Origin of the sequence: Cryobacterium sp. TMT2-14 (assembly GCF_004402465.1) — a bacterium.
Taxonomy (GTDB): domain Bacteria; phylum Actinomycetota; class Actinomycetes; order Actinomycetales; family Microbacteriaceae; genus Cryobacterium; species Cryobacterium sandaracinum.
In genome coordinates this window covers 93,598-119,043 of sequence record NZ_SOFV01000009.1, presented here as the reverse complement: position 1 = coordinate 119,043, position 25,446 = coordinate 93,598, and the positions used below count along the sequence as shown (strand labels likewise).

24 protein-coding genes are annotated in these 25,446 nt (G+C 68.1%); 9 read left to right on the top strand and 15 right to left on the bottom strand.

Annotated features, from left to right (window positions below; translation table 11 throughout):
* Positions 1 to 56 precede the first annotated feature (56 nt).
* The 8 genes from E3O28_RS03095 to E3O28_RS03060 all read left to right on the top strand — a co-directional run bounded on the left by E3O28_RS03095 (position 57) and on the right by E3O28_RS03060 (position 6,325).
* Positions 57 to 1,307, top strand: coding sequence for a ThiF family adenylyltransferase (locus E3O28_RS03095; protein ID WP_104101331.1), 1,251 nt, complete (start codon positions 57 to 59; stop codon positions 1,305 to 1,307).
* Positions 1,308 to 1,309: 2 nt separating this feature from the next.
* Positions 1,310 to 2,608 carry a gephyrin-like molybdotransferase Glp gene (glp, locus tag E3O28_RS03090; RefSeq protein WP_134415159.1) on the top strand — a complete coding sequence of 433 codons (1,299 nt, stop codon included), beginning with the start codon at positions 1,310 to 1,312 and terminating at the stop codon, positions 2,606 to 2,608.
* Positions 2,605 to 3,102, top strand: coding sequence for a cyclic pyranopterin monophosphate synthase MoaC (moaC, locus tag E3O28_RS03085; RefSeq protein ID WP_104170175.1), 498 nt, complete (start codon positions 2,605 to 2,607; stop codon positions 3,100 to 3,102). The genes glp and moaC overlap by 4 nt, the downstream gene beginning before the upstream one ends.
* Before the next feature lie 2 nt (positions 3,103 to 3,104).
* The gene (locus E3O28_RS03080) at positions 3,105 to 3,836 is read left to right on the top strand and encodes an NTP transferase domain-containing protein (RefSeq protein WP_198411525.1); all 732 of its coding nucleotides are present in this window, start codon (positions 3,105 to 3,107) and stop codon (positions 3,834 to 3,836) included.
* A gap of 6 nt (positions 3,837 to 3,842) precedes the next feature.
* The gene (locus E3O28_RS03075; RefSeq protein WP_104101339.1) at positions 3,843 to 4,130 is read left to right on the top strand and encodes a DUF6457 domain-containing protein; all 288 of its coding nucleotides are present in this window, start codon (positions 3,843 to 3,845) and stop codon (positions 4,128 to 4,130) included.
* Positions 4,130 to 4,369, top strand: a complete 240-nt coding sequence (locus E3O28_RS03070) for a MoaD/ThiS family protein (RefSeq protein ID WP_104101341.1) — start codon at positions 4,130 to 4,132, stop codon at positions 4,367 to 4,369. Before E3O28_RS03075 ends, E3O28_RS03070 begins: the two co-directional genes overlap by 1 nt.
* A 131-nt stretch (positions 4,370 to 4,500) precedes the next feature.
* Entirely contained in the window at positions 4,501 to 5,826 is a 1,326-nt protein-coding gene (locus E3O28_RS03065) for an MFS transporter (RefSeq protein ID WP_104101344.1), read from the top strand.
* A gap of 31 nt (positions 5,827 to 5,857) precedes the next feature.
* Positions 5,858 to 6,325 carry an SRPBCC domain-containing protein gene (locus E3O28_RS03060; protein WP_104101347.1) on the top strand — a complete coding sequence of 156 codons (468 nt, stop codon included), beginning with the start codon at positions 5,858 to 5,860 and terminating at the stop codon, positions 6,323 to 6,325.
* Positions 6,326 to 7,419: 1,094 nt separating this feature from the next.
* Here E3O28_RS03060 and E3O28_RS03055 read toward each other — a convergent pair.
* From E3O28_RS03055 to E3O28_RS03010, 11 genes are all read right to left on the bottom strand, one after another.
* Complete coding sequence (locus tag E3O28_RS03055) at positions 7,420 to 7,779, bottom strand: hypothetical protein (protein WP_134415158.1); 360 nt, start codon at positions 7,777 to 7,779, stop codon at positions 7,420 to 7,422.
* Between the two features lie 8 nt (positions 7,780 to 7,787).
* A complete protein-coding gene (locus tag E3O28_RS16210; protein ID WP_158250273.1) occupies positions 7,788 to 7,940 on the bottom strand; it encodes a hypothetical protein in 153 nt (50 codons plus the stop codon).
* A 289-nt stretch (positions 7,941 to 8,229) separates the two neighbouring features.
* The gene (gene narI / locus E3O28_RS03050) at positions 8,230 to 9,003 is read right to left on the bottom strand and encodes a respiratory nitrate reductase subunit gamma (protein ID WP_104194627.1); all 774 of its coding nucleotides are present in this window, start codon (positions 9,001 to 9,003) and stop codon (positions 8,230 to 8,232) included.
* The gene (gene narJ / locus E3O28_RS03045) at positions 9,000 to 9,692 is read right to left on the bottom strand and encodes a nitrate reductase molybdenum cofactor assembly chaperone (protein ID WP_104101355.1); all 693 of its coding nucleotides are present in this window, start codon (positions 9,690 to 9,692) and stop codon (positions 9,000 to 9,002) included. Before narJ ends, narI begins: the two co-directional genes overlap by 4 nt.
* Positions 9,689 to 11,356 carry a nitrate reductase subunit beta gene (gene narH, locus E3O28_RS03040; protein WP_134415157.1) on the bottom strand — a complete coding sequence of 556 codons (1,668 nt, stop codon included), beginning with the start codon at positions 11,354 to 11,356 and terminating at the stop codon, positions 9,689 to 9,691. Before narH ends, narJ begins: the two co-directional genes overlap by 4 nt.
* The gene (locus tag E3O28_RS03035) at positions 11,357 to 15,142 is read right to left on the bottom strand and encodes a nitrate reductase subunit alpha (RefSeq protein WP_134415156.1); all 3,786 of its coding nucleotides are present in this window, start codon (positions 15,140 to 15,142) and stop codon (positions 11,357 to 11,359) included.
* A gap of 79 nt (positions 15,143 to 15,221) precedes the next feature.
* A complete protein-coding gene (locus E3O28_RS03030; protein WP_134415155.1) occupies positions 15,222 to 15,932 on the bottom strand; it encodes a helix-turn-helix domain-containing protein in 711 nt (236 codons plus the stop codon).
* Entirely contained in the window at positions 15,929 to 17,902 is a 1,974-nt protein-coding gene (locus E3O28_RS03025; RefSeq protein WP_134415154.1) for a cation-translocating P-type ATPase, read from the bottom strand. Before E3O28_RS03025 ends, E3O28_RS03030 begins: the two co-directional genes overlap by 4 nt.
* Before the next feature lie 21 nt (positions 17,903 to 17,923).
* Positions 17,924 to 18,217, bottom strand: a complete 294-nt coding sequence (locus E3O28_RS03020; RefSeq protein WP_134342352.1) for a heavy-metal-associated domain-containing protein — start codon at positions 18,215 to 18,217, stop codon at positions 17,924 to 17,926.
* Between the two features lie 45 nt (positions 18,218 to 18,262).
* Entirely contained in the window at positions 18,263 to 18,943 is a 681-nt protein-coding gene (locus tag E3O28_RS03015; protein ID WP_104101694.1) for a Crp/Fnr family transcriptional regulator, read from the bottom strand.
* Between the two features lie 62 nt (positions 18,944 to 19,005).
* On the bottom strand, positions 19,006 to 19,770 hold the full coding sequence (locus tag E3O28_RS03010) for a helix-turn-helix domain-containing protein (protein ID WP_104101367.1): 765 nt from the start codon (positions 19,768 to 19,770) through the stop codon (positions 19,006 to 19,008).
* Between the two features lie 74 nt (positions 19,771 to 19,844).
* On the opposite strand from E3O28_RS03010, the gene E3O28_RS03005 reads away from it, so the two are divergent.
* Positions 19,845 to 21,005: a TIGR04053 family radical SAM/SPASM domain-containing protein gene (locus E3O28_RS03005; protein ID WP_104101370.1), complete on the top strand. Its 1,161-nt coding sequence runs from the start codon at positions 19,845 to 19,847 to the stop codon at positions 21,003 to 21,005.
* 101 nt (positions 21,006 to 21,106) lie between these two features.
* Here E3O28_RS03005 and E3O28_RS03000 read toward each other — a convergent pair whose 3' ends face one another.
* From E3O28_RS03000 to E3O28_RS02985, 4 genes are read right to left on the bottom strand one after another with little or no spacing between them, the layout of a single operon-like run.
* Positions 21,107 to 21,355, bottom strand: a complete 249-nt coding sequence (locus E3O28_RS03000) for a hypothetical protein (protein WP_134415153.1) — start codon at positions 21,353 to 21,355, stop codon at positions 21,107 to 21,109.
* Positions 21,355 to 22,254: a slipin family protein gene (locus tag E3O28_RS02995; RefSeq protein ID WP_104101375.1), complete on the bottom strand. Its 900-nt coding sequence runs from the start codon at positions 22,252 to 22,254 to the stop codon at positions 21,355 to 21,357. The genes E3O28_RS03000 and E3O28_RS02995 overlap by 1 nt, the downstream gene beginning before the upstream one ends.
* Complete coding sequence (locus E3O28_RS02990; RefSeq protein ID WP_174721872.1) at positions 22,254 to 23,069, bottom strand: hypothetical protein; 816 nt, start codon at positions 23,067 to 23,069, stop codon at positions 22,254 to 22,256. Before E3O28_RS02990 ends, E3O28_RS02995 begins: the two co-directional genes overlap by 1 nt.
* A complete protein-coding gene (locus E3O28_RS02985; RefSeq protein WP_104101377.1) occupies positions 23,069 to 25,432 on the bottom strand; it encodes a cbb3-type cytochrome c oxidase subunit I in 2,364 nt (787 codons plus the stop codon). The genes E3O28_RS02990 and E3O28_RS02985 overlap by 1 nt, the downstream gene beginning before the upstream one ends.
* Positions 25,433 to 25,446: the final 14 nt, after the last annotated feature.

The window sequence follows — 25,446 nt, the reverse complement described above, 5'->3', positions numbered from 1 at the left end:
GCTCAGATGACTGTTTTGGGTACACACCGGGCGCTGCCAACGCCTACCGTGGAAGCATGGCCATTCCCCCCCTTGTCGAGCCGATCGCCCGCCTGAGCGGCGCCGAATCCGTTCGCACCGCCCGCCAACGCCGTCTGCCCCAGCTCAACGAGCTCGGCCAGCGCCGCCTCGCCAACGCCCGGGTGCTCGTGCTCGGCGCCGGCGGGCTGGGGTCCCCCGCGCTCATCTACCTGGCTGCGGCCGGCGTGGGAACGATCGGCATCGTCGACGGCGACGACGTCGAACCCAGCAACCTGCAACGCCAGATCGTGCACGGCCAGGCGGATGTCGGACGCCCCAAGGTGGCCAGCGCCGCCGAATCGATCGCCCAGATCGCGCCGGAGGCCGTGGTCGTGCAGCACGCCGAACGGCTCGACGCTGGCAACGCCGCCGCGATCATCGGCGGTTACGACGTGGTCATCGACGGCACCGACAACTTCCCCACCCGTTTCCTGGTCAACGACACCTGTGCGGCCCTGGGCCTGCCACTGGTCTGGGCATCCGTTCTCCGTTTCGACGCCCAGCTGTCGGTGTTCTGGGCCACCCCACCGGCCGAGAGCGGCCTCACCGGGGTGCATCTGCGCGACCTGTTCCCGACCCCGCCCACAGAGGGTGAGGTGCCCAACTGCGCCGAAGCCGGCGTGCTCGGCGCGCTCTGCGGCCAGGTGGGCTCGCTGATGGCCACCGAGGCGATCAAGCTGATCGCCGGTATCGGCGCTCCGCTGATCGGGCGCGTGCTCGTGATCGACGCGCTCTCGGGCCGTTTCACCGAAGTGCCCCTGATCGGCACCGGCATCGCCGCCGCCGACCCGAACCCGGCAGCAACCCTCGCCGCCGCCCGCGGCTCCGCTCGGGCCGCCACCGCTGGGGCCTGGTCGACGCTCACCCCGGTGGAGCTCGTGGCCCGGCTCACTGCCCGCGCCGAGGGAACCGACCCGTTCGTGCTAGTCGACGTGCGCGAGCCCGACGAGCACGCCGAGAGCGCCATCCCGGATGCCGTCCTGCTGCCTCTCGGCGACCTGCTCACCGAGGCCGGAATGGCCACCCTGCCGCGGGACGTGCCGCTGGTGCTGCACTGCCATCTGGGGCCGCGGGCCGAACGCGCCGCGATGGCCCTGGACGCGGCCGGCTTCACCGGCCTCACCCTGCTCGCCGGCGGGATCGTCGCCTGGGACGTTGCCGTCGCCGCACGCACGGCTCCCGGCCGGGGCAGCAAGTGGGCCGGCGACGCCGTGTCCAACGAATCGACGACCACAGCGGGGAACTGACCATGACGGGGAACACGCACGAGCACACCCACGAGCACGACGGCGACGCTTGCGCCGTACCGGTCTCGGCCCGCAGCGTCGCCGACCAGCTCTCCTTCGTGCTCGCCGCGGTCGCCCCGCTGCCGCCCGTGCTGGTCTCGCTTGACGAGGCGCTGGGCCTGATGCTGGCCGAGGATGTTCGGAGCGCCACGGACACACCTCCCTTCGACAACTCGGCCATGGACGGCTATGCCGTCCGGCGCGCCGACCTGCTGCAGGCCTCCGCCGAGCACCCGGTGACGCTGCCGGTGGTCGCCGACCTCGCGGCCGGAACCAGCCAGAACCCGCACCTGGAGACCGGGCAGGTGGCCCGGATCATGACGGGGGCGCCGCTCCCGGACGGGGCGGATGCCGTGGTTCCGATCGAAGACACCGATCAGGGCATCGACACGGTCACCGTCGTGCGGGCGCCGCAGCCGGCAGCGCACATCCGTCGCGCCGGCGAAGACGCCCACGCCGGCGACACCGTGCTCACCCGCGGCTCGGTGCTCTGGCCGACCCGGGTTGCCGCGGCCGCCAGCGCCGGAACCTCGTCGCTCCGGGCGCACCCGGCTCCGCGCGTGGCCGTGATCTCCACCGGGAGCGAGCTCGTCACCCCCGGCGAACCCGCCCGGCGCGGCCAGATCCCCGACTCCAACTCCTACCTCCTCGCGTCGGCCGTCACCGCCGCCGGTGGGGTGCCGATCCGGCTCGGCGCGGTTCCCGACGACGAGAACACGCTCCGCAGCCTGCTGGCCAGCCTCGCCGGCACGGTCGACGCCATCGTGCTCTCCGGCGGGGTGAGCGTCGGCGCCTACGACATCGTCAAGGCCGTGCTCGCCCCGCTCGGCACCGTACGGTTCGGGCCGGTCAAGATGCAGCCGGGCAAGCCTCAGGGTTTCGGCCGCTGGCCGGCCGACGACAATGCAGTCGAGGGACCGCTCATCTTCGCCCTCCCCGGCAACCCGGTCAGCGCCTTCGTGTCGTTCGAGGTGTTCGTGCGGCCGGCCCTGCGCCGCCTCGGCGGGCACATCGACCTCTTTCGCCCCACGATCTCGGCGACCGCCGGGGAGAGCTGGGACTCCCCGCCCGGCCGTGCCCAGTACATGCCGGTGACGCTCGAGGGCGTGGGAATCCGCAGAGTGGTCCGCCGGTCCGCCGCGGGCGGGTCGGGATCCCACCTCGTCGCCGGGCTTGCTCAGGCCGTCGGGCTGGCCATCGTGCCGGAAAACGTGACGCGGATTGCCGAGGGCGACCGCGTCACTGTCATGCTGTTGACATGAGCATCCGCGACCTGTCCGCACACCCCTTCACGCATCTCGACTCTTCCGGCCAGGCCCGCATGGTCGACGTCACCGAGAAGCAGCCCACCGTGCGCAGCGCCACCGCCGCCGGCTTCGTGGCCTGCGGACCGACGGTCATCGCGGCCCTTCGCGACGGCAGCACCCCCAAGGGCGATGTGCTCGCCGTGGCCCGCATCGCCGGCATCCAGGGTGCCAAGAAGTGCGCCGACCTGCTCCCCCTCGCGCATGTGATCGGGGTGCACGGCGCCGCCGTCGACCTCGTCATCGAAAACACCGGGGTGCGCGTCACGGCCACCGTGCGCACGGCCGACCGCACCGGCGTCGAGATGGAGGCGCTGACCGCCGTGTCGGTCGCCGCCCTCGCCGTGGTCGATATGGTCAAAGGCCTCGACAAGTCCGTTTGGATCGAGAACGTGCGCCTCATCACGAAGACCGGAGGGAAGTCCGGCGACTGGCACCGCCCGAACGAGTAGCGATGACCCGAGCAGCCATGAGCGTCGACCTGATCGTACTGGCGGGCGGGCGCGCCCGGCGCCTCGACGGCGCGGTCAAGCCCGCGGTCGAGGTGGCCGGGCGCACGCTGCTCTCCCGGGTGCTGGACGCCCGCGGTCTCGCCCGGAACGTTGTCGTGGTCGGGCCGGAGGAGGCCCGTGCGGCCGTCCCGGACGACGACACGTCCGAGCTGACCTGGACGCTCGAAGATCCCCCGTTCGGCGGCCCGGTCGCCGGCATCGTGGCGGGACTCGCGGCGCTCGAGCACGCGACCGCGTCCGGGCCTGCGGACTGGGTGCTCCTGCTGGCCTGCGACCTGCCGTGGGCAGCGGATGCCGCCCGCCTACTGGTGCCGGCGGCGTCCGACCCGGGGCTGCCGGCATCCGTTCACGGCCTGCACCTGGTCGACGCGGGCGGCCGCGCGCAGTGGCTCGCGGGGATCTACCGTCTGGCGCCGCTGCGGGCGGCCGCGCACCGGCTCGGCGCCGACGCCCACGGCGCCAGCATGCGCGGACTGCTGGCCCCGCTCGAGCTGCGGGGCGTCCGCGACCAGAACGGCGAGGGGAGCGACGTGGACACATGGCAGGATGTGGAGTGGAGTTCCGCACTGCTGACCAGCACCCCACCGTGGAGCAATCCGACCGCGGAGCAATCCGACCGCGGAGCAATCCGACCGCGGAGCAATCCGACCGCGGAGCGATCCGATGAGGAGTGATACCCAATGAGCGCCTCGACCCCGCTTCCCCCTGAGGCTCTCGACGAGTGGCTGGTGGCCCTCGCCGCCGCACTCGGCCTGGATCCGGCCGACATCCCCGTGGGCACGCTGCTCGACGTGGCCCGCGACGTGGCCCACAACGTGGCCCGGCCCGCCGCCCCGCTGAGCACGTTCCTGGTCGGTCTGGCCGCCGCCCGGAACGGCGGCACACCCACCGCCATCGAGGCCGCCAGTGCGCTGGCCACCCGGCTCGCCCTCACCTGGCCGCCGGACCAGCCGGAGGTGACACGCTGATGGCGACCATCCGTTTCTTCGCCGCGGCAGCCGAATCCGCCGCCGCCGACGCGGCCGCGATCGATGCCGCCACCATCGGCGACTTGCGCGCCCAGCTCACCAGCCTCTACGGCGACGAGTTCGAGCGCATCCTCGGCCGGTGCTCCCTGCTCGTGAACGGCACGCGGGCGACGGATGACACGGTGCCGCTCTCCGGGAGCGACACCGTCGACGTGCTGCCGCCCTTCGCCGGCGGCTGACGCCCGCCGATTTCGGTTCTGTACGACCGAATCATTTTTCACGGCGTTCACGCGTTGTCGCATTTCCGCTGTACCGCGAGGGTGGAAGCTACGCGGGCCTGGTGCCCGGCAGCAACCAGCCGAGGAAGTCCATGTCAGTCGCAACGTCCCCGCAGTTCGCCTCGAAACTCAAACCGGATCTGTCCAACTGGGACCCGGAGAATGACGAGACCTGGGATCCGGGGCTCGCCTGGCGCACCCTGTGGATCACCACCTTCAGCCTGACTCTGAGCTTCGCGGCCTGGTACCTCGTCAGCGCGATCGCCCCGCGTCTGAACGACATCGGCTACTCCCTCGCACCCAGCCAGCTGTACTGGCTCGTCGCCCTCCCCGGGCTCGCCGGCGGCCTGCTGCGCCTGGTCTTCATGTTCCTGCCGCCGATGATGGGCACCCGCAACCTCGTCGCCATGTCGTCGGCCCTGCTCATGATCCCGATGCTCGGCTGGACCCTCGCCGCCCGGGACACGTCGACGCCGTACTGGGTGCTGCTCTCCCTGGCGTTCGCGGCCGGCATCGGCGGCGGAACCTTCTCCGGTTTCATGGCATCGACCAGCTACTTCTTCCCCAAACGCCTCGCCGGTACGGCTCTGGGCCTGCAGGCAGGCCTCGGCAACTTCGGCATCGGCCTGATGCAGCTGATCCTGCCCTGGGTCGTCGGATTCGGTCTGCTCGGCACCGCCGCCCTCACCCCCCAGAGCAGTGCCGACGGTGACCTCGTCTGGCTGCACAACGGTGGGCTGGTGCTCATCCCCTGGGCTCTGCTTGCCATCGTCCTGGCGGTGATGTACCTGCGCCGGGTGCCGATCACGGCGAACTTCCGCCAGCAGATGGACATCTTCCAGGTCAAGCACACCTGGATCATGACCGCCATCTACCTGATGAGCTTCGGCGCCTACAGTGGCCTCGCCGCCCAGATGGGCCTGATCATCCTCAACGTCTACGGCGACTTCCCGGATGCCCCGAACCCGCTGGCCTTCGCATTCATCGGCCCCGTCCTCGGCGCCCTGGTGCGGGCGGCGAGCGGCCCGTTCTGCGACAGGTGGGGCGGCGCGATCTTCACGTTCATCGGTGGCCTCGGCATGGTGGCGGGAACTGCCCTCACCGCCTTCTTCCTCACGCCGACCAGCGTGGACGAGTTCTGGGGCTTCCTCACCGGCATGTTGATCATCTTCTTCTTCGCCGGGCTGGCCAACGCCGGCACGTTCAAGCAGATGCCGATGATCTTCCCGAAGCGTCAGGCCGGCGGAGCCATCGCCTGGACCTCCGCCATCGCGGCCTTCGGACCGTTCGTCGTGGGCATCTCGCTCACCATGATCAGCCCGACCGCGTTCTTCGCCGGCTGCGCCGTGTTCTGCGTGTTCTGCACCTGGCTCGCCTGGTTCTACTACGCCCGCAAGGGTGCTCCCTTCCCCAGCTGATCGATCTGCCGGAGCGGAGTACGATCCCCGCATGGAACAGCTGCACTTCACGATTCGGATCGACGCTCCGGTACACGCCGTCTGGAGCACGATGCTGGACGCGTCGACCTACCGGGACTGGACCCGGGCGTTCCATGAGGGTTCCCACTACGTCGGAAGCTGGGCGGAGGGCAGCACGATCCGCTTCCTTGCCCCCGGCGAGGATGCTTCCCACAGCGGGCTGGTGGCCACGGTCGTCGAAAACCGGCTGGACGAGTTCATCTCCCTGGAAATCCACGGTGCTGTCTCCCGGGGCATCGACGACACCACGAGCGCTCACGCGCGGCGGTTCGCGGGCGCGCACGAGGACTACTCCTTCAGCGAGTCCGACGGGGTGACCACACTCGTGGTGACCGTCGACACCGACGAGGAATTCACGGCCATGTTCGCTGCGGATTGGCCCCGCGCCCTCGCGCGGCTCGCGGAGCTCGCCGAGGAACGGGCCGCCACCGCCGACTAGCTGCCCGAATCCTGCCAGCCGTGGGCGATGAAGGGGTCGGACTGGGAGTTCCGCGCCCCGAACGGAGCGGAGCGGGTGGTCGACGCCCGATCCGCACCAGCGCTGCTGCCCATCCGGCGGGGGCTGTGGCCAACTCAGGAGATCCGTCCGGCCGGGCCGAACATCCACACTGGTTCCGCACTGATCCGTGGCAGCCGGTGCATGCCGGCAACGGATGTCCTGAGTTGGCCACACACACACACACACACACACACACACACACACACACACACACACACACACACACACACACACACACACACACACACACACACACACACACACACACACACACACACACACACACACACACACACACACACACACACACACACACACACACACACACACACACACACACACACACACACACACACACACACACACACACACACACACACACACACACACACACACACACACACACACACACACACACACACACACACACACACACACACACACACACACACACACACACACACACACACACACACACACACACACACACACACACACACACACACACACACACACACACACACACACACACACACACACACACACACACACACACACACACACACACACACACACACACACACACACACACACACACACACACACACACACACACACACACACACACACACACACACACACACACACACACACACACACACACACACACACACACACACACACACACACACACACACACACACACACACACACACACACACACACACACACACACACACACACACACACACACACACACACACACACACACACACACACACACACACACACACACACACACACACACACACACACACACACACACACACACACACACACACACACACACACACACACACACACACACACACACACACACACACACACACACACACACACACACACACTCGCGCGCGCGACCGGGCCTAACCCGCGGAAGAGTCAGGGGAGCCAGAATCTCCGCCGAGTGGACCCGCGAGGTTGCCGCCGGCGTGGGCGCCGACAGCTCCGTGACCGACTGAGTTCAGGCCGGCTCAGTCGTCGTCTTCGCCCCCGGCGGGCGCCGGTGCTCCCCCGGCCTCGGACCAGACGGCCGCCGCCCCGCTGTGACCGATGCACACGGCCTGCACGATGGTTCCCGTGGCGGCGACCAGCGCGGCCACGGCCAGCACGATGGCCACCCACTTCGGGGTGCGGGCGACGGATGTCCGGCCGCCGACCTCCCGGTAGTTCCACCAGAGCAGAACGGCAGCGACCACGACCAGGGCGGCAACCCAGGGCAGCAGCCCGTCGGCCAGCTCGGAATGGGTCTCGACCAGCGCGGTCTCGGTGACCCGCTCTCTCAGCGCCTCCCCGGATTCGCGCGCCAGCGGCACGAGAACGAGTGCGGCCAATGCGAGGATCAGCGGCAGGAACTTCGCCCACCGGCGAAACCGGGGCCAGAGGGCCGCGACGACGACGACGAGGGCGCCGTGGGAACGACGACCGCGGTCGCGTGCACCACGAGGGGGTGCACAGGCAAACCGAAGATGGTGTCGAGCAGCGCATCGAACATGTGTCTCCTTCTGGGGCATCCTCAGGCACGAAATTGGACCCACACCGGCAATGCCAGGCACCGGAGCGGAACCCCGCCATACAGCGCAGGCTTCGCTTACCAGCCCGAGTGCGGCGGGATCAAGACGCCCTCGATCGCCTGCAGGCGGCCTGGCGTGCGCGCGGGCTAGCCCTTCGGGCAGCCCAGGTGCCGGCGGCCTGCATCATCCGTTGCCTGCGCGACCCGCTCCCCCGGCTGCAAATGGCGGCTGCGGGTCGCGCACCGGCGTCGACGTCCCTGGGATCTTCGGCTAGCGGCGGCCGCCCACCTTTTCGCGGGTGTCCCTCGGTAGTTCGCTCTTCTCCCAGCCACGGCGGGCCTTCTGGGAGCCCGCACCGCGGTGGCCGTCCCGCGAGCGGTAGACGATGTAGGGACGCACGAAGTAGCCGAGCGGCGCCGAGAATACATGCACCAGTCGGGTGAAGGGCCACAGCAGGAAGAGCATCGTGGCGGAGAGCACGTGCAGTTGGAAGAAGAACGGCACGTCGCTCATCAGCGCCGGGTCCGGCTGAAAGGCGTACAGGCTGCGGATCCACGGCGAGATCGACCCACGGTAGTCGTAGCCGGCGCCGAGCACCTGGTAGAGCACGGTCGCCGTCGTGCCGAAGGCGATGGTGCCGGCGAGGAACAGGTACATGACCTTGTCCATCACGGTCGTGACCAGCTTGACCCGGGCGACCAGGCGGCGACGGATCAGCAGGATGGCGAGGCCGGCGATGGTCAGCACCGCGGCGACGCTGCCCAGCCAGGTGGCCCCGAGGTGGTAGATGTGCTCGGTGACGCCAAAGAACTCGAGCCACGGTTTGGGGATGAAGAGTCCGACAATGTGACCGCCGAAGACCATCAGGATGCCGTAGTGGAACATGGGCGAGCCCCAGCGGAGCCACTTGTTCTCGTAGGTCTGGCTCGACCGTGAGGTCCAGCCGAACTGATCGAACCGGTAGCGCAGAAGGTGGCCGACGATGAAGACCCCGGCGGCGGCATAGGGGAACGCCACCCAAAGCAGAATGTCGAGCGGATTCATACCCGTACTTCCTCGCTGTTCGCGCCGGACGGCGAGAACGGTTTGAGATTGCCCAGGAAGGTCATGCCGACCGTCTCGGTCGGCGGACCCTCGTTCACCAGGTTGAGGTAACGCTGACGCGTCTCCTCGTCGATCTTCGGGAGAGACAGGGAGACCGCCTCCACAATGTGCGCGTAGGGGCTCGGCACGGCCTCGAGTGCCATGCGGAGCACCTCAATCCCGTCGCGGTGCGCGGCGAGCAGTTCCTGTGCGATCGGCGAGTCGCTCCGCGCGGAGAATTCGAGCACCATCGGCAGGTAGTCGGGCAGTTCGTCGGCGGCGACCTCCCAGCCCGCGGCACGGTAGGCCTCGACGAAGCGCACGAGCGCCATGCCGCGGCGACGGGTGTCCCCGGCCGCAAAGTAGCTCAGGTACGGGCAGCACTTGCGCTTGAGGTCGAAAGTGGCCGTGAAGTGGATTTCCAACTCCTGCTGCGTCATCGCATCCGCTTTCGTCAGGAACGCCTCGAAGGCGTGGCGGAGCGGATCCGGCAGCAACGCCACCGACGCGGCGACAGCACCGAAACGGGCCCGTCGCTCCTGGCTGGGGTAATCCAGCAGAATGGATGCCGCCATGTGCGCCATCCGGCCGTCCTCCGCGGACAGAGGCAGCGCCGTGACCTTGCGGGTCGGGAGCTTCGGCAGCCTCATGCGGGACTCCCGGAGGCCTTCGGCGGGAACATGCCCTCCGGCACGCCGCCGCCGGTCCAGTTGAGCAGGTTGACCCGGCCGGGCGTGGTGGGCTTCGTGCGTTCGGAGCCCTTGCCGACCATCTCGTTGTAGTTGTCGACGGTCGCGTTCAGCGGCATCCCGGGGGTCTTGCCATAGGGGCCTGCCGCCGTTGCGACGCTGGCGCCACCCATACCGGGGCCGCCGTCGGTGTCGAGCGAGCAGGCGAGTTCCTCAAGCTCACGCGCCGTCTCGACGTGCGCCTTGGGGATGACGTAGCGATCCTCGTATTTGGCGATGGCCAGCAGGCGGTACATGGCCTCGATCTCGGGACCGGTCATGCCGACCGCTTCCGGGATCGACTCGTCGCGGTCGCGGCCCAGGTTGATGTCGCGCATGTACGACCTCATGGCGGCGAGCTTCCGCAGCGAGGACTCGACGGGAACGACGTCTCCGGCCGAGAACAGCCCGGCGAGGTATTCCACCGGGATGCGGAGCTTGTCGATGGCGGCGAACAGGGTGCGGGCATCCTCACCGTCGTTGTTGGTGGTCGAGATGACGTCGACCACCGGGGACAGCGGGGGGATGTACCAGACCATCGGCATGGTGCGGTACTCCGGATGCAGCGGCAGAGCCACCTTGTACTCGGAGATGAGCTTGTAGATCGGGCTGTTCTGGGCCGCGAGGATCCAGTCGTCCTCCATGCCTTCGGCCTTCGCCGCGGCGATGACCTCAGGGTCGAACGGGTCGAGGAAGCAGGCGCGCTGGGCATCCAGCAGGTCGTGCTCGTTCTCGACCGAGGCCTGCGCGAGGACCGCGTCGGCGTCGTAGAGCATCAGGCCGAGGTAACGCAGCCGGCCGACGCAGGTCTCCGAGCAGATCGTGGGCTTGCCCTGCTCGATCAACGGGTAGCAGAGCGTGCACTTCTCGGCCTTACCCGTCTTGTGGTTGAAGTAGACCTTCTTGTACGGGCAGGCGGAGACGCACATGCGCCAGCCGCGGCATCCGTCTTCGTCGACGAGGACGATACCGTCCTCCTCGCGCTTGTACATGGCGCCCGAGGGGCAGGCCGCGACGCAGGCGGGGTTCAGGCAGTGCTCGCAGATGCGCGGCAGGTAGAACATGAAGGTGTTCTCGAACTCCATCTTCACGTGCTCGCTCATGGTGGCGAGGATGGGGTCGTCTGCCGCGGTCTCCTGCGAGCCGCCGAGGTCGTCGTCCCAGTTGCCGGACCACTTGATGTCCATGTTCTGGCCGGTGAGCAGCGACTTGGGCCGGGCGACGGGGCTTTCCGTGCTCAGCGGAGCCTTGGTCAGCATGTCGTAGTCGTAGGTCCACGGCTCGTAGTAGTCGTCGATCACCGGGAGGTCGGGGTTGTTGAAGATGGTGGCGAGGCGCTTGATGCGGCCACCGGAGCGCAGTTTCAGGCGTCCGCGCTTGTTGCGCTGCCAGCCGCCCTTCCACTTGTCCTGGTCTTCGTAGCGGCGCGGGTAGCCGACGCCGGGCTTGGTCTCCACGTTGTTGAACCAGACGTATTCGACGCCGGTGCGGTTGGTCCACACCTGCTTACAGGTGACCGAACAGGTGTGGCACCCGATGCACTTGTCGAGATTCATGATCATCGACATCTGAGCCATTACGCGCATTTAGTACTCAACCTCCTGGCTGCGTCGACGGATCACGGTGACCTCATCGCGTTGGTTCCCGGTCGGGCCGAGGTAATTGAAAGCGAAGGACAGCTGGGCGTAGCCACCGATCAGGTGACTCGGTTTCAGCAGGATCCGGGTGAGCGAGTTGTTCGTGCCACCGCGCATGCCGCTCGTCTCGGCGATCGGCACGTTGATGGTGCGGTCCTTCGCGTGGTACATGTACACGGTGCCCTCGGGCATCCGGTGCGAGACGACCGCACGGGCCACGACGACGCCGTTGCGGTTGTAGGACTCGATCCACTCGTTGTCGCGCACGCCGATCTTGTCGGCGTCCTGCGGTGACATCCAGATGGTGGGCCCGCCGCGGGACAGCGACAGCATCATCAGGTTGTCCTGGTACTCGGAGTGGATCGACCACTTGGAGTGCGGGGTGAGGTAGCGCACGGCCACCTCGGCCCGGCCCTTCGAGCCGGTCGCGCCGGTGGACGAGGTCGACCCGACGATGGAATCATCGAACAGGCGGTGCATGTCCAGCGGCGGCCGGAAGATCGGCATGGTCTCCCCCAGCTCGATCATCCAGTCGTGGTCGAGGTAGAAGTGTTGCCTCCCGGTGAGGGTGTGCCAGGGCTTGAGGTGCTCCACGTTGATCGTGAACGCGCTGTAGCGTCGGCCGCCGTGCTCGCTGCCGGACCATTCCGGGGAGGTGAGTACCGGGACCGGGGCACCCTGCACATCCGGGTAGGAGAAGCGACGGCCCTCGTTGTCGCTGGCCAGGTGCGCCAACTTCTGGCCGGTGCGCTCCTCCATCCTGCGGAAGCCTTGCGTGCCGAGCCGTCCGTTGGTGGTGCCGGAGAGCGCGAGCACCATTTCGCAGGCCTGGATGGCGGTCTTCAGTTGCGGCCGCCCGGCGGCGGGGCCGCTCTCGACGAGCCCGTTCTTCTTCGCCAGGTAGGCCACCTCGACGTCGGGGTTGAACTTGACGCCCTTGGTCATCATGCCGAGCTTCTCGGTCAGCGGGCCGAGGGCACCGAGCCGCGCGGCGAAGGCCGGGTAGTCGCGTTCGACCACGACCAGTTTGGGCATGGTCACGCCGGGCACCAGCACCTGGTCGTATTCGACGATGCCGTGCGGGGCGCTCATCGCATCCGGGGTGTCGTGCAGCAGCGGAACGGCGACCAGGTCCTTCCGCACCCCGAGGTGCTCCACGGACATCTCGGAGATCTTCTCCGCGAGGATGTGGAAGATGTCGAAGTCGGTCTTCGCCTGCCACGGCGGGGCGATCGCCGGGTTGAACGAGTGGATGAAGGGGTGCATGTCGGTGGTCGACAGGTCGTTCTTCTCGTACCAGGTGGCCGGCGGCAGCACCACGTCGCTGAAGATGGTGGTGCTCGTCATGCGGAAGTCGCTGGTGACCATCAGGTCAAGCTTGCCCTCGGGGGCGGTCTCGTGCCACTTCATGGTCTTCGGGCGCTTCTCGGGCGGCGATTCGGGGGCGCGAACGGCGTTCTTGGTGCCCAGCAGGTGCTTCAGGAAGTACTCGTTGCCCTTGCCCGACGAGCCGATCACGTTGGCCCGCCAGACGTCGAGGATGCGCGGGAAGTTCTCCGGCGCATCCGGGTCCTCGATGGCGTACTCGAGGGTGCCGTCGCCGAGGGACTCGACCACGTACTGGGCCGGGTCGACGCCCGCCCGGACCGCGTCGTCGACGAGGTCGAGCGAGTTGCGGTTGAAGGTGGGGTAGCCGGGCATCCAGCCGCGCTTGGTCGACTCGACCAGGCAGTCCGCGGTGGTGCGGCCGGCGAAGGTGCCTGCGCCGAGCGGGCTGGACAGGGTGTCGGCGGCGAGGCCGTCGTAGCGCCACTGGTCGGTGGCGAGGTAGAAGAAGCCCGTGCCGATCATCTGGCGGGGCGGGCGCACCCAGTCCAGGCCGAACGCGTACTGGCCGTAGCCGGTGAGCGGGCGCACCTTCTCCTGGCCGACGTAGTGAGCCCAGCCGCCACCGTTGACGCCCTGGCAGCCGGTCATGGTGGTCAGTGCCAGGAAGGCCCGGTAGATGGTGTCGGAATGGAACCAGTGGTTGGTTCCGGCACCCATCAGGATCATCGAGCGTCCATTGGAGTCTTCGGCGTTCTGCGCGAACTCGCGACCGATGCGTTCGGCGGCCTGCATCGGCACCGAGGTGATGCCCTCCTGCCAGGCAGGGGTACCGGGTGAGGTGGCGTCGTCGTAGCCGGTCGGCCAGACACCGGGCAGGCCTGGCCGGCCGACGCCGTACTGCGCGAGCAGTAGGTCGAACACGGTGGTGACCAGCTGGCCGGCCACCATCCGCACGGGGACGCCGCGACGGATGATGCCCGCACCGCCCGCGTGCTGCTCTCCGATCTCGTCGGTCTCCGGAGCAACGTCGAACCGGGGCATGTCGATGGCGACGGACGCCTGGTCGTAGTCGGGCGCGTCGGCGATGGACAGGAGCGGGTCGACACCCTCGAGGTCGAGGTTCCACTTGCCGACGTCGGTCTCGGAGAAACGGTGCCCGATCGAACCGTTGGGCACGACGACCTCGCCGTCGTGGCCCAGAAGCACCGGCTTGAACGCGGCGCTGGCGACCGTCGGGGCCAGGCCGGGCAGGGCATCCGCGGTCACGAACTTGCCGGGCACGTACGCGTCGCCGCGCCTGGTGAGGCTGATCAGGTAGGCGGAGTCGCTGTAACGCTTCATGTAGTCGACGAAGCGGGGCGTGCGGCGGTCGACCAGGAATTCCTTGAGCACGACGTGGCCCATGGCCAGCGCGAGCGCGCCGTCGGTGCCGGGGTGCACGGCCAGCCACTCGTCGGCGAACTTGGAGTTGTCGGCGTAGTCGGGCGAGACGGTGATGACCTTCTGGCCCTTGTAGCGGGCCTCGACCATGAAGTGCGCGTCGGGCGTGCGGGTGACCGGCACGTTGGAGCCCCACATGATCAAGTAGGAGGAGTTCCACCAGTCTGCCGATTCCGGCACGTCGGTCTGGTCGCCGAACACCTGCGGGGACGCCACGGGCAGGTCGGCGTACCAGTCGTAGAACGAGAGCATGGTGCCACCGAGCATGGAGATGAACCGGTTGCCCACCCCCTGCGAGACGATCGACATGGCGGGGATCGGCGAGAAGCCGGCGATGCGGTCGGGGCCGTACTTCTTGATGGTGTGCACGTGGGCAGCGGCGACGATCTCGGACGCCTCGTCCCAGCTGGTGCGCACCAGGCCGCCCTTGCCGCGGGCGCTCTTGTAGGCGCGGGCGCTCTCGGGGTCGCCGGTGACCTCGGCCCAGGCGAGCACCGGGTCGCCGGTGCGGGCCTTCGCCGCACGGAACAGGTCGAGCAGCACGCCGCGCACGTAGGGGTACTTGACCCGGGTCGGCGAGTAGGTGTACCAGCTGAAGGCGGCGCCGCGGGGGCAGCCGCGGGGCTCGTATTCGGGTGAGTCGGGGCCGACGGAGGGATAGTCGGTCTGCTGGGTCTCCCAGGTGATGATGCCGTCCTTGACGTACACCTTCCAGGAGCAGGAGCCGGTGCAGTTCACGCCGTGGGTGGACCGCACCTCTTTGTCGTGGGTCCAGCGGTCGCGGTAGAACGAGTCGGCGTCGCGGCCGCCCGCAAGGAACACGGATCGCAGGTCGGGTGAGGCCTTGCCTCGACGCAGGAACCGCCCGAGCTTCAGGATCGTGTCGTCGATGGGGCCGTCGATGCCGGGCTTGGCCGGCCGGGTCGTAGCCGGCTTCGAGAAAGCCGAATTCTTGAGTGTTTTCACAACGTACCCCTTGCACTGCCCGGGGTCACCATGGTCGGCAACCACCCTCGGACTCCAGTCTCAGGGGTGGCGAAATTCGCTACAAGCCGGAAACGCCGTGATAAATGATTGCCGGCTTGAGCTGTTCCGCGGCGGTTTGTGCGGCGCCTGTTTCGACACCTGGGTCGGCGTCGGACCGGTGCAGGTCGAGGGTGCAGGTGTTCAGTTCGACCAGCGGGTGCAGCGCGTCGGCGCTCAGGGGTCCCTCGGTCCTTTCGAGCAGGGTTTTCAGCAGCCCGAAGTGCACCCGGCAGACCTCGGGGTGCGCCTTGACCATCTCGCTGTACGGGCATTCGTGCAGGTGCACTCGGTTGCCGTCGGCACCGTCGATCTCGAGCCGCGCGTCGAAGCCGGACTCGTCGAGGTGGTCGTCGAGGGCGTCCAGCTGCCGCTGCAGCGGCGAGTGGATGACGGCCTCGACCCGCAGCATCCGTCGCACCTGGTCACCGTGGCGATCGGCGGCTTCGGCCTTCGCGGCCCGGATGGAGCCGTCGACGTGGTTCGGGCCGGCGGCGGCGCTGTACAACATCCGAGGCCGGCCCTTGGAGTCTTTATTTTCCGGGTGACAGGTGACGAAACCGTCCCCGATCAGGCGCTGCAGGTGCTCCCGGGCCGTGTTGTGGTGCAGACCGGTGGCCTCGGCCAGGTCGCCCACCGTCATCGTTCCGCGCTGCTGCAGGAAGTACAGAAGCTGAATCCTGCTGAAGGACGCGAGCGTGCGGTAGCTCGACGAGGGGGAGGACGGCGTCACCTCCTAATCATCTCCTTATTTTCTGAATTCTCTGACTTTTTCGGGGACTGGACATGCGATTCGGACGAAATCCGACGTCGTGCTCTGCGTTCCGCGCGCTGCCCGGACCGGCGCAGCAGGCGCATCGCATTCACAATCACGATCAGTACGGATGCCTCATGCACGAGCATGCCGCCGAACATCGTCACGCCGCCGAACAGCACACCGGCCAGCAACAGCACCACCGTGACCAGCGCAAGGGCCACGTTCTGGTGCATGACGCGCACCGTGCGGCGGGCCAGGTCGATGGCGGCGGGGAGCATCAGCAGGTTGTCACCCATCAGCGCGATGTCGGCGGTCTCGACAGCGACGGCCGAACCGGCCGCCGCCATCGCGATGCCGATGTCCGCCGTGGCGAGGGCCGGGGCGTCGTTGACGCCGTCTCCCACCATCGCCACGACGTGGCCGTCCCGCCGGAGCCCGGTGACGACGTCGAGCTTGTCCTCCGGCAGCAGCGACGACCGGATCTCGTCGATTCCGACGTGGGCACCCACGGCCTGCGCCACGAGCGGCCCGTCGCCGGTGAGCATGACGACCCGAACAATCCCCGCCGCGTGCAGCGCGTCCACCATGTCGGCGGCGTCGGGACGCACCTCGTCGGCCACGGCGAGGACACCGGCGACGACGCCGTCGAGCACGACGATCAGCGGCGTGCGCCCGTGGGCGGCGAGTTTCTCGGCCAGCGTCGTGGCGGCATCCGTGCCCGCGATCCGGTGGGCGCGGAGCAGGGCCGGATTGCCGATCAGCACGGTGCGGCCGGCCACCGCGGCGACGATGCCCTGCCCGGGCACCGACGTGATGTGTTCCGGCAGGCCGGTCACCTGGGCGCCCTGCGCGGCTTCGCGTGCGGCCTCCCGCGCGGCGGCCTGCACGATCGCTCCGGCCAGCGGATGCTCGGAGCCGGCCTCCGCCCGTGAAGCCCAGTCGAGCACCTCGGCACGGGTCAGGGCGGGGTTCAGCACCACGACATCCGTCAGGACCGGACGGCCCCGGGTGAGGGTGCCCGTCTTGTCGACCGCGACGACCGTGATCTTCGCGGCGGTCTCGAGGAACTCGCCGCCCTTGATCAGGATTCCGAGCTGCGCGGCGCGGCCGATCCCGGCGACGATCGCGACCGGGATGGAGATGACCAGGGCGCCGGGACACCCGATCACGAGCAGGGTCAGCGCCAGGAATACGTCGCCGGTCACCACGCCGACGATGATCGCGAGCACCAGGATGCCGGGGGTGTACCAAGCCGAGAACCGGTCCATGAAGACCTGGGTCGGGGCCGTGGCCTCCTGCGCCTCCTCGACCCGGTGCACGATGTGGGCCAGGGTGGTAGCCGCGCCGACCTCGGTGGCCAGCACCTGCAAGAAGCCGCCGGTCGAGACCGTGCCGGCGAAGACGCGGTCGCCGGCACGCTTCTCGGCCGGGGAGGACTCGCCCGTGATGGAGGCCTCGTCGATCGTGCCCGTGCCCTGCTGCACGGTGCCGTCGACGGGCACCCGCGCGCCGTTCTTGACCAGGACGGTCTCCCCGGTCCGCACGGACCCGGCCAGGACCTCGAGCTGCTCGCCGTTCCGCAGCACGAGGGCGACGTCCGGGGCCAGGGCCACGAGCGCGGTCAGGGCGGAGCGGGTGCGGTTGAGGGTGGCCGATTCGAGGGCATGCCCGATCGCGAACAGGAAGGTCACGGCGGCGGCCTCCCAGTATTCGCCGAGCACGATGGCGCCGACGGAGGCGACCGTGACAAGCAGGTCGATGCCCACGACCCGGGCGAGCAGTGCTCGCCCGGCGGTCCGCATGATCGGGAACCCGGCCACGACCGCGGCCGCCACCATCGCCGCGTCGGAGACAAGCGGCGGCACCGGCAGGAGGCCGAGCAGCCAGGCGGCGCCGATCAACGCGCCGGAAATGAGGGGAATCAGGTGGCGGCGCACGATGGTCATGTCACTCCCCCTGTCCGCCGGTCAGAACGCGGCCAGGCGGGCGGTGTAGCCGGCCTTGCCGACGGCGGCGATGAGGGCATCCGTGCTGACGACGGCCGGGTCGTGGTCGATCTCGATCCGGGCGGTGGCGAAGAACACGGTCACGGCGCTGACGCCGGCGAGGCGGCCGATCTGCTTCTCGATCTTGGCGACGCAGGACGGGCAGGAAAAGCCGTCGGCCCGCAGGATGGTGTGGACGGTGGCCGGGGTGGATGTCGGGGTGGATGTCGGAGTGGATGTCGGAGTGGATGTTGTGGTGGGGATGATTGTGGTCATGACTGCGACGTTACGAACCCGAGGCGGCGGCAACCATGACGGCCGTCACTTTGCCGCAACCAAGCCCGAACGGTCGAGCACGGCGGTCCACCGCCGTCCGGAATCGATCAACCCGTCCCGGCGCAGGCCGCTCATGGCGCGGGACACCGACTCGGCGCTCGTGCCGGTCATGGCGGCCAGGTCGGCGCGGGTCAGAGGCAGCTGGATCAGGGTGGTACCGGCGCCATCCCCCGGCACGCCGAAGGTGTCGGCGAGGCGCAGCAGGGTCGCTGCCACCCGCGTTGTGACGGTAACGGAGGCCTGCTCGGCCTCCCTCGACCGCGCCCGATGAAGGCGGTCGACGACGACATCCAGCACGCGCAGCGCCACCGGCGGATGCGCGAGCAACATCTGCCGGAAGGCGCCGGATTCGAGGCGCAGGGCGCAGGTGGTCACGAGGGCAACGGCCGTCTCGGGGTACCGACCCGCGTCCAGCGCGGTCAGGCTTCCCAGCACCGCTCCCGGGCCGAGGAAGTCGAGGCTCGTGAACTGCCCGGTCGAGGTCGATCGGAACACCTTCGCCTGGCCGGCCGCGAGTACGAACACGTGCTCGGACGGCTCGCCGGCGGTGAACAGCGTGTCTCCGGGACCCCAGGCGAGCGACAGCATCCGTTCGGCCAGGTCGGCGAGCTCGCCGGCCGACAGGTCCTGGAAGATCGGGATCTGGCCGAGAATGCTGTTCCGCATGGCGGAGGAGCACGGATGCGGCCGCGCACAGGTGCTGCGCAGCGGTGTGCGCCGGGCCACGCTCACGGCTTCGTCGCCGGGATCTCGAGGTGGGCGAGGCAGACGCCCGGGCGGGCGAACGGCTCGAGGGTGACGCCGACTCCGGGTGTGTGCAGGCGCTCGAGGGCGCCCTCCATCAGGCCGCGGTGCACCGCGCACACGACGTCGCTGTGCTCCTTGGCCACATCGAGGAACGGGCAACGGTGCAGCTCGATCACGACGTCGACCGGAGCGGCGGCGCCGCCGAAAGCGACGTCATCGGCAGCACCGGCAGCACCGGTATCACCGGCATCCCCGAGGCGCGGCTCGAAGCCGACCTCGTCAAGGATCTGAACGATACGCCCGACCGATGCTCCGTGGGCCGCCCCCGACTGCGCGTCGGAGAGTCCGGCATCCGTCTCGGCCATTTCCCTGCCCCAGCGCCGCCCGGCCTCCGCGGCCGCGGCCGCGCCTGCCCCCGAGGAAACGTCCCTGCCCAGGCCGCCGGCCAGGAGACCGGCAAGAAGCCGGTAGGACTCGGCGGGGACCTCGGCGGCGGGTGACGTGGCGCGAAAGAAAAGCCGGGGCCGCCCGGGACGCACGCGCGCCTCGACGGTCTCGGCAACCAGGCCCACCTCGACCAGCCGGTCGAGGTGGGACCGAACCGTGTTCGCGTGCAGCCCCACCGCTTGGGCGATGGCCGGCACATCCATCGCCGCGTCGGCATCGCGCAGGAGTTCGAGAATGGCGACCCGACTGATGCCGGAGAGCACCCGGTGGGTGCGGGCGTCAAGGGGTTCGATAGGCACCAGACTAGTTTTCCCTATATCTATGGTAAAAACAACTGAGGGCCGAAATTCGGCGCTGAGCTAGGACTTGCCCCATGACCGACACGCACGTGCGCCCCATCCGGGTGCTGCACCACGACACCGCCGAACGGCCCTTCATCGTCATCTGGGAGGTGACGCGCGCCTGTCAACTGGTCTGCACCCACTGCCGGGCCGACGCCATCCGCACTCGCAATCCGTTCGAGCTGAGCACGGACCAGGGTCGCAAATTGTTGGACGACCTCGCCGCCTTCGGCACACCGCGCCCGCTGGTCGTGCTCACCGGCGGGGACCCGTTCGAGCGCCCCGACCTGCCGGAGCTCGTCGCCCACGGTACCAGCCTCGGCCTGAGCATGGCCCTCTCCCCCTCGGTCACCCCACGCCTCACCCGTGAGGTCCTGGTCGAGCTCCACGACGCCGGGGCCAAGGCGGTCTCGCTCTCGCTGGACGGCGCCTCAGCGGCCACCCACGACGCCTTCCGCGGTGTCGACGGCGTCTTCGACGACACCATGATCGCCGCCCGAATGGTGCGCGAGGTCGGCTACCGGCTGCAGATCAACACGACCGTCACCCGCGACACCGTGCACGAGCTGCCCGGCATCCTGAAGACCGTCCTCGATCTCGGCACCACCCTGTGGAGTGTCTTCTTCCTCGTGCCCACCGGCCGCGGAAAGCTCCTGAACGCTCTGACCGCGGCCGAGGAGGAGGAGGTACTGCACTGGCTGCACGACGTCTCCGACCTGGTCGCCATCAAGACCACCGAGGCACCCCACTACCGACGCATCGCGCTTCAGCGGGCCGGCGTGGACGACGGGGTTGACCTCGACACCGCGTTCCCAGTCGGCCCACTGAGAGCCTCGCTGCGGGAGGCCACGGAGCGGTTGCTCACCGGTGACGAGCCGAGGCGGCGGCGTCCGCGGGCCCCCCTCGACGTCAATTCCGGGCGCGGGTTCGCCTTCGTCGACCATGTCGGTCTCGTTTACCCCAGCGGGTTCCTGCCCGTGTCCGTGGGGTCGGTGCACAAGCAGCCCTTCTCCGAGATCTACCGGGAGGCGCAGCTGCTCCAGGAGCTGCGCACCCCGGATCTCTTCGGCGGCCGGTGTGGTCACTGCGAATTTCGCACGGTCTGCGGCGGCTCCCGCTCGCACGCCTACGCGGTGACCGGGGACCCGCTCGCCGAGGACCCCAGCTGCGGCTACCAGCCCAGCACCGACTGAGCAGCCCGGAACGCTGATCGTTTTACAGCAGCTCACCGCACGCAGAAGCGCCCGGCCGATTACTCGGCCGGGCGCTTCTGCGTGCGGTGGTGCGCGGCAGGTCAGTCCAGGTGGTGCCCGCCCTTGACCCAGCGCAGGGCGCCAAGAATACCGATGGCCACGCCGAACATCCCGACGATCATGCCCACGAAGAGCCAGACGAAGAGCGGTTCCAGGCCGCCGACCGTCTGGTCGACTCCGACGATCGTGCCGCCGAGGAACCCGGCGATGGGTGCGAAGATGCCGGTGAAGGCTCCGATCAGCATCAGACGGATGCTGAGGGCGCGGTCGCGTGAAACGATGTCGGCCATTAGGAAGAAACCTCCGTTGTCTGTGCTGCGGCAGCCGCAACGGCGGTCGCAACGGCGGCGGCGAAGGCCGCGGCGGCCCCCGCCGGGTCCGGCAGGGGAACCGTGTCCGCACCGGGGGGCGCGGCGCTCGGCTGGGCCACCTGCTGGGTGACCTTGCCGTTGAGGAACGGACCGAGAATGTCCATCGGAAGCGGGAAGACCACAGTCGATTTCTGGTCGGCGCCCAGCTCGAGCAGGGTCTGCAGGTAGCGCAGCTGAAGCGACGCGGGATTGCGGCTCAGGATTTCCGCCGCCTGGCCCAGCTCCTCCGACGCCTGCAGTTCACCGTGGGCATTGATGATCTTCGCCCGGCGGTCCCGCTCGGCTTCGGCTTCACGGGCCATGGCACGCTGCATCGCCTGCGGAATCTCGACATCCTTGATTTCGACGACCTTCACCTGCACGCCCCAGGGTTCGGTTTGCGCATTGATGTTGCGGGCGAGGTCTTCGTTCAGGTCGGCCCGGTGGGCGAGCAGGGTGTCGAGGTCGGCGCGGCCCACGACCGAGCGCAGCGTTGTTTGCGACATCTGGGAGGTGGCGATGGCGTGGTTCTCGACCGCCATCACCGAACGGACCGGGTCGGTGACCTGGAATAGGACGACGGCGTTGACCCGGGCCGGAACGTTGTCCTTGGTGATGACGTCCTGCGGCGGGATCGTGAGGGTCACGATCCGGAGGTCGACCCGCACCATCTTGTCCAGTCCGGGGAACACCATCTGCACACCCGGGTCCCGCACCGGGCCCAGCCGGCCGAATCGGAACGCCACGCCGCGCTCGTATTCCTGCAGCACCTTGAAGGAAGCTGCCAGCCAGACGAGCAGCAGCGCCACCACGATCAGGGCCGCGATCTGCCAGGCCATCACGAGTTGCCCCTCCGGCTCCAGCCCACGGCGGGGCCGGAACGACCCGGGTCGGCCTCCGTCTCCAGTTCAGCCCAACGGGCTGAGAATGAGGCGCTCACTGTGTTTCCTTTCATCGTTTCCGGATCGGCGTCGGTTTGCTCCGACGCCTGGGCGCTCGCGTACGGTTCGATTTGAACCGGCCGCGGGCCCGTTTTTCTGATGCTGCCGTAGCCGCTGCGCCGCTGCGCCTCGACCGCCGCCGTGGCGGCGCGGGCCGCGACGCTTTCGTCGAGCCCTACGACCTTGAGATGCTCGGGAAAGCGAGCGGGCGTGCGACGCAGGTGCGACCACAACGGCCAACTGCCGGCGGCGATGACGGCCGAGGCTGACCCCAGGATCAGCAATTCCACGCCCGTGCGGTTCTGGAACATGGACGCCAGCGGCCAGATGAGCCCGAGCACGACGACGGAGCAGGCGATCCCGCGATGGAACCGTTCTGCCTCCGAACTGGGCCAGGGGTCGATGTTTCGCGCGAGCTGCCGGCCCGCATCCGAGGTGGTGCAGGTGTCCTTGACCGGGCAGGGGTTGCAGACCGTGGGGCTGGCCTGGTATCGCGTCACCCGGTTATCCGGATCGAAGGAGATCGGCCAGAGCCACTGGTCCTCCTGGCACTTCCAGGCGTCGTGGTTTTCGTGATACTCGAACCCGCTCGAACTCATGGCGGTGGTTTTCGCCCCGGTGCGTCTCGCCAGGAGGTCAAGCACGTGTGCCACGGCCAGCAGGAAGCCGCCGTAGACAAGCGCGAACCAGACCTCCGGATTGATGGAGGCCATCACACGCCGCCGCCCGGGCGGTCCCCACCGAGCTCTCCGGTGCCGGTGGAGCGGTAGTCCGAGGAATATCCGGATGTCGGCTCCGCGCCGCCGGTGACCGTCGCGCCGGTGGGGACCGCCTCGACGAACAAAGCCTCCATCGGCACGTCGTGGGTGGTTGCCTTGATGCGGTAGCGAACCCCGAGCCAGGTGATCCAGACGAACGGCATCACGCCTCCGACGATGAAGACGATGTCACCGGGCATCCGCAGCCATTCGAGAACGGCGTTGCCGGGCTCGTTGATGAAGTTGAGGCTGCGGGCTTCGAAGTAACCGTCGTTGATGGAGTGCCAGAGCTGAATGACGCCGAGCGGCAGCAGCGTTGCGAACGTCATCCAGGCCAGGCCGATGTTGAGGCACCAGAACGAGATCTTGGCGAGCTTGTCCGGCCAGCGCTCGGCCGGGATCAGGTAGCGCAGGGCGAAGAGCGACAGACCGACGCCCATCATTCCGTACACGCCCATCATCGCCGCGTGGGCGTGGTTGGCCGTCAGCGCGGTACCGATCTCGTAGTACGAGACGATCGGCAGGTTGATCAGGAATCCGAAGACGCCGGCACCCAGGAAGTTCCAGAAGCCGACCGCGACAAGGAACATCACGGCCCAGCGGTGCGGGAACGGAGCCGAACTGCGCGACTCCTGCCGGGCACCGAGTTGGAGGAAGCTCCAGGCCTCGATCGTCAGGAAGGTCAACGGGATGACTTCCAGGGCGGAGAAGAAGGCTCCCAGCGCCATGTGCTCGACGGGGGTTCCGGAGAAGTACAGGTGGTGCATGGTGCCGAGGATGCCACCGGCGGAATACAGGATGACGTCGAGCAGGATGATCTGCATCGCGATCTTGCGGTGCACAACCCCGAGCATGACGAAGATGTAGGCCACCATCACGGTCGTGAACAGTTCCAGGAAGTCCTCAACCCAGAGGTGCACCACCCAGAAGCGCCAGAACTCGGCGACGCTCAGGTGAACCTCGGTGCCGGCGAGCATTCCGACGGCGTAGAACGCGGGGATCGCGAGACCGGCGTAGAAGAAGAGCCACGGCAGGTTGAAGCGGTGCTCAGACTTCAGACGCGCCCGGATGCCGCGGTAGATGATCGCGATCCAGAGGAAGAGTCCGACGACGAGCATGCCCTGCCACACCTTGGGCAGGTCGATGTACTCCCACTGCATGTCCCAGAACGGCGAGCCCTTCGCGGCCTCGACGCCGAAGATGCTCAAGGCTTCACCCACGAACGATCCGACGATGACCAGGGCGAGGGCGCCGAGCAAGCCGTAGGCCAACCAGTGCTGACGTTTGGGTTCACGCCCGGAGATATACGGGGCGAGGAAGATGCCTGCGGCCAGGAACGAAGTGGCCGTCCACAACAGCGAGAGCTGCACATGCCAGGTTCGGGCGAGGTTGAACGGCAGCAGCTGAGCCAGGTCGACCCCGAAGAAGCTCGACAGGTCGACCCGGTAGTGCTCGATGGCGGCACCCAGGAAGGCCTGGGCCAGGAACATCAAAGCCACCACGAAGAAGAACCAGGCCGTGGCGGTCTGGGCGGGTGTCACCGCCACCTCCCCCGGCTGTCGGAAGGACAGTGCCGGGGTTTCTTCCCCGTGCTGCCAGCCCATCCTCTTGCTCCACCGGCCGTAGAGGCCGAAGAGGGCGCCGAGGGCGACCATCAGGGCCACGAGCGAGAGGCCGCTCCACACGATGATGTCGGCGGTCGGAACGTTATCCACGAGCGGCTCGGCCGGCCAGTTGTTCGTGTACGAGTAGTTGTGACCGGGCCGCTCAGCAGAGGCTGCCCAGGACGTCCAGGCGAAGAAGGCGGTCAGGTCGTGGATGTCCGCCGAGTCCGTGATGGCATTCGGGATCAGACCGTATTGGGTGGTCGGGGAACCGAAGAAATCGGCGTAGTGCTGCTTGAGCGTGTCGAAGGCCTCGATCTGCAGATCGGTGAATTCGAGGTCGCCGGTGGCCTTGTCGTAGCGGTTGGTCCGCATCATCTCGACGAGGGCACCCTGTGGGTCCTGCACACCGGACGCGGTCAGGGCCTCGAGCACCTCGGTCGAGGAGCGCCGCAGGTAGTCGGCCGTATAGTCCGGTCCGAGGTAGCCGCCGTGACCCAGGATCGAGCCATACTGCTGCAGGCCGCGCCGCACGAAGGTCTGCTGGCCCGCGGTGATGTCGGCCGTCGTGAAGACAACCTCACCCTGCGAGTCGACGACCTGCTTGGGCTGGGGCATCGAGTCCGTATAGGTCCTCAAGGCCAGGAAGCCCATCACGGCGAAACCGAAGACCATTACCAGGGCTACGCCCTGCAACCATCCTTTGGAAACCATCAACTCCGATCGCA

Bases quoted from the DNA above. Each gene is read 5' to 3' on its own strand.
- E3O28_RS03075 (WP_104101339.1), top strand. From the start codon at position 3,843: ATGAGCGCCTCGACCCCGCTTCCCCCTGAGGCTCTCGACGAGTGGCTG.
- E3O28_RS02995 (WP_104101375.1), bottom strand. From the start codon at position 22,254: ATGGCCTGGCAGATCGCGGCCCTGATCGTGGTGGCGCTGCTGCTCGTC.
- narH (WP_134415157.1), bottom strand. From the start codon at position 11,356: ATGCGCGTAATGGCTCAGATGTCGATGATCATGAATCTCGACAAGTGC.
- E3O28_RS03015 (WP_104101694.1), bottom strand. From the start codon at position 18,943: ATGCGGAACAGCATTCTCGGCCAGATCCCGATCTTCCAGGACCTGTCG.
- E3O28_RS03080 (WP_198411525.1), top strand. From the start codon at position 3,105: ATGACCCGAGCAGCCATGAGCGTCGACCTGATCGTACTGGCGGGCGGG.
- narJ (WP_104101355.1), bottom strand. From the start codon at position 9,692: ATGAGGCTGCCGAAGCTCCCGACCCGCAAGGTCACGGCGCTGCCTCTG.
- E3O28_RS03000 (WP_134415153.1), bottom strand. From the start codon at position 21,355: ATGGCCGACATCGTTTCACGCGACCGCGCCCTCAGCATCCGTCTGATG.
- E3O28_RS03005 (WP_104101370.1), top strand. From the start codon at position 19,845: ATGACCGACACGCACGTGCGCCCCATCCGGGTGCTGCACCACGACACC.
- narI (WP_104194627.1), bottom strand. From the start codon at position 9,003: ATGAATCCGCTCGACATTCTGCTTTGGGTGGCGTTCCCCTATGCCGCC.
- E3O28_RS03020 (WP_134342352.1), bottom strand. From the start codon at position 18,217: ATGACCACAATCATCCCCACCACAACATCCACTCCGACATCCACTCCG.
- E3O28_RS03025 (WP_134415154.1), bottom strand. From the start codon at position 17,902: ATGACCATCGTGCGCCGCCACCTGATTCCCCTCATTTCCGGCGCGTTG.
- E3O28_RS16210 (WP_158250273.1), bottom strand. From the start codon at position 7,940: ATGTTCGATGCGCTGCTCGACACCATCTTCGGTTTGCCTGTGCACCCC.
- E3O28_RS03095 (WP_104101331.1), top strand. From the start codon at position 57: ATGGCCATTCCCCCCCTTGTCGAGCCGATCGCCCGCCTGAGCGGCGCC.
- moaC (WP_104170175.1), top strand. From the start codon at position 2,605: ATGAGCATCCGCGACCTGTCCGCACACCCCTTCACGCATCTCGACTCT.
- E3O28_RS03060 (WP_104101347.1), top strand. From the start codon at position 5,858: ATGGAACAGCTGCACTTCACGATTCGGATCGACGCTCCGGTACACGCC.
- glp (WP_134415159.1), top strand. From the start codon at position 1,310: ATGACGGGGAACACGCACGAGCACACCCACGAGCACGACGGCGACGCT.
- E3O28_RS02990 (WP_174721872.1), bottom strand. From the start codon at position 23,069: ATGGCCTCCATCAATCCGGAGGTCTGGTTCGCGCTTGTCTACGGCGGC.
- E3O28_RS02985 (WP_104101377.1), bottom strand. From the start codon at position 25,432: ATGGTTTCCAAAGGATGGTTGCAGGGCGTAGCCCTGGTAATGGTCTTC.
- E3O28_RS03065 (WP_104101344.1), top strand. From the start codon at position 4,501: ATGTCAGTCGCAACGTCCCCGCAGTTCGCCTCGAAACTCAAACCGGAT.
- E3O28_RS03070 (WP_104101341.1), top strand. From the start codon at position 4,130: ATGGCGACCATCCGTTTCTTCGCCGCGGCAGCCGAATCCGCCGCCGCC.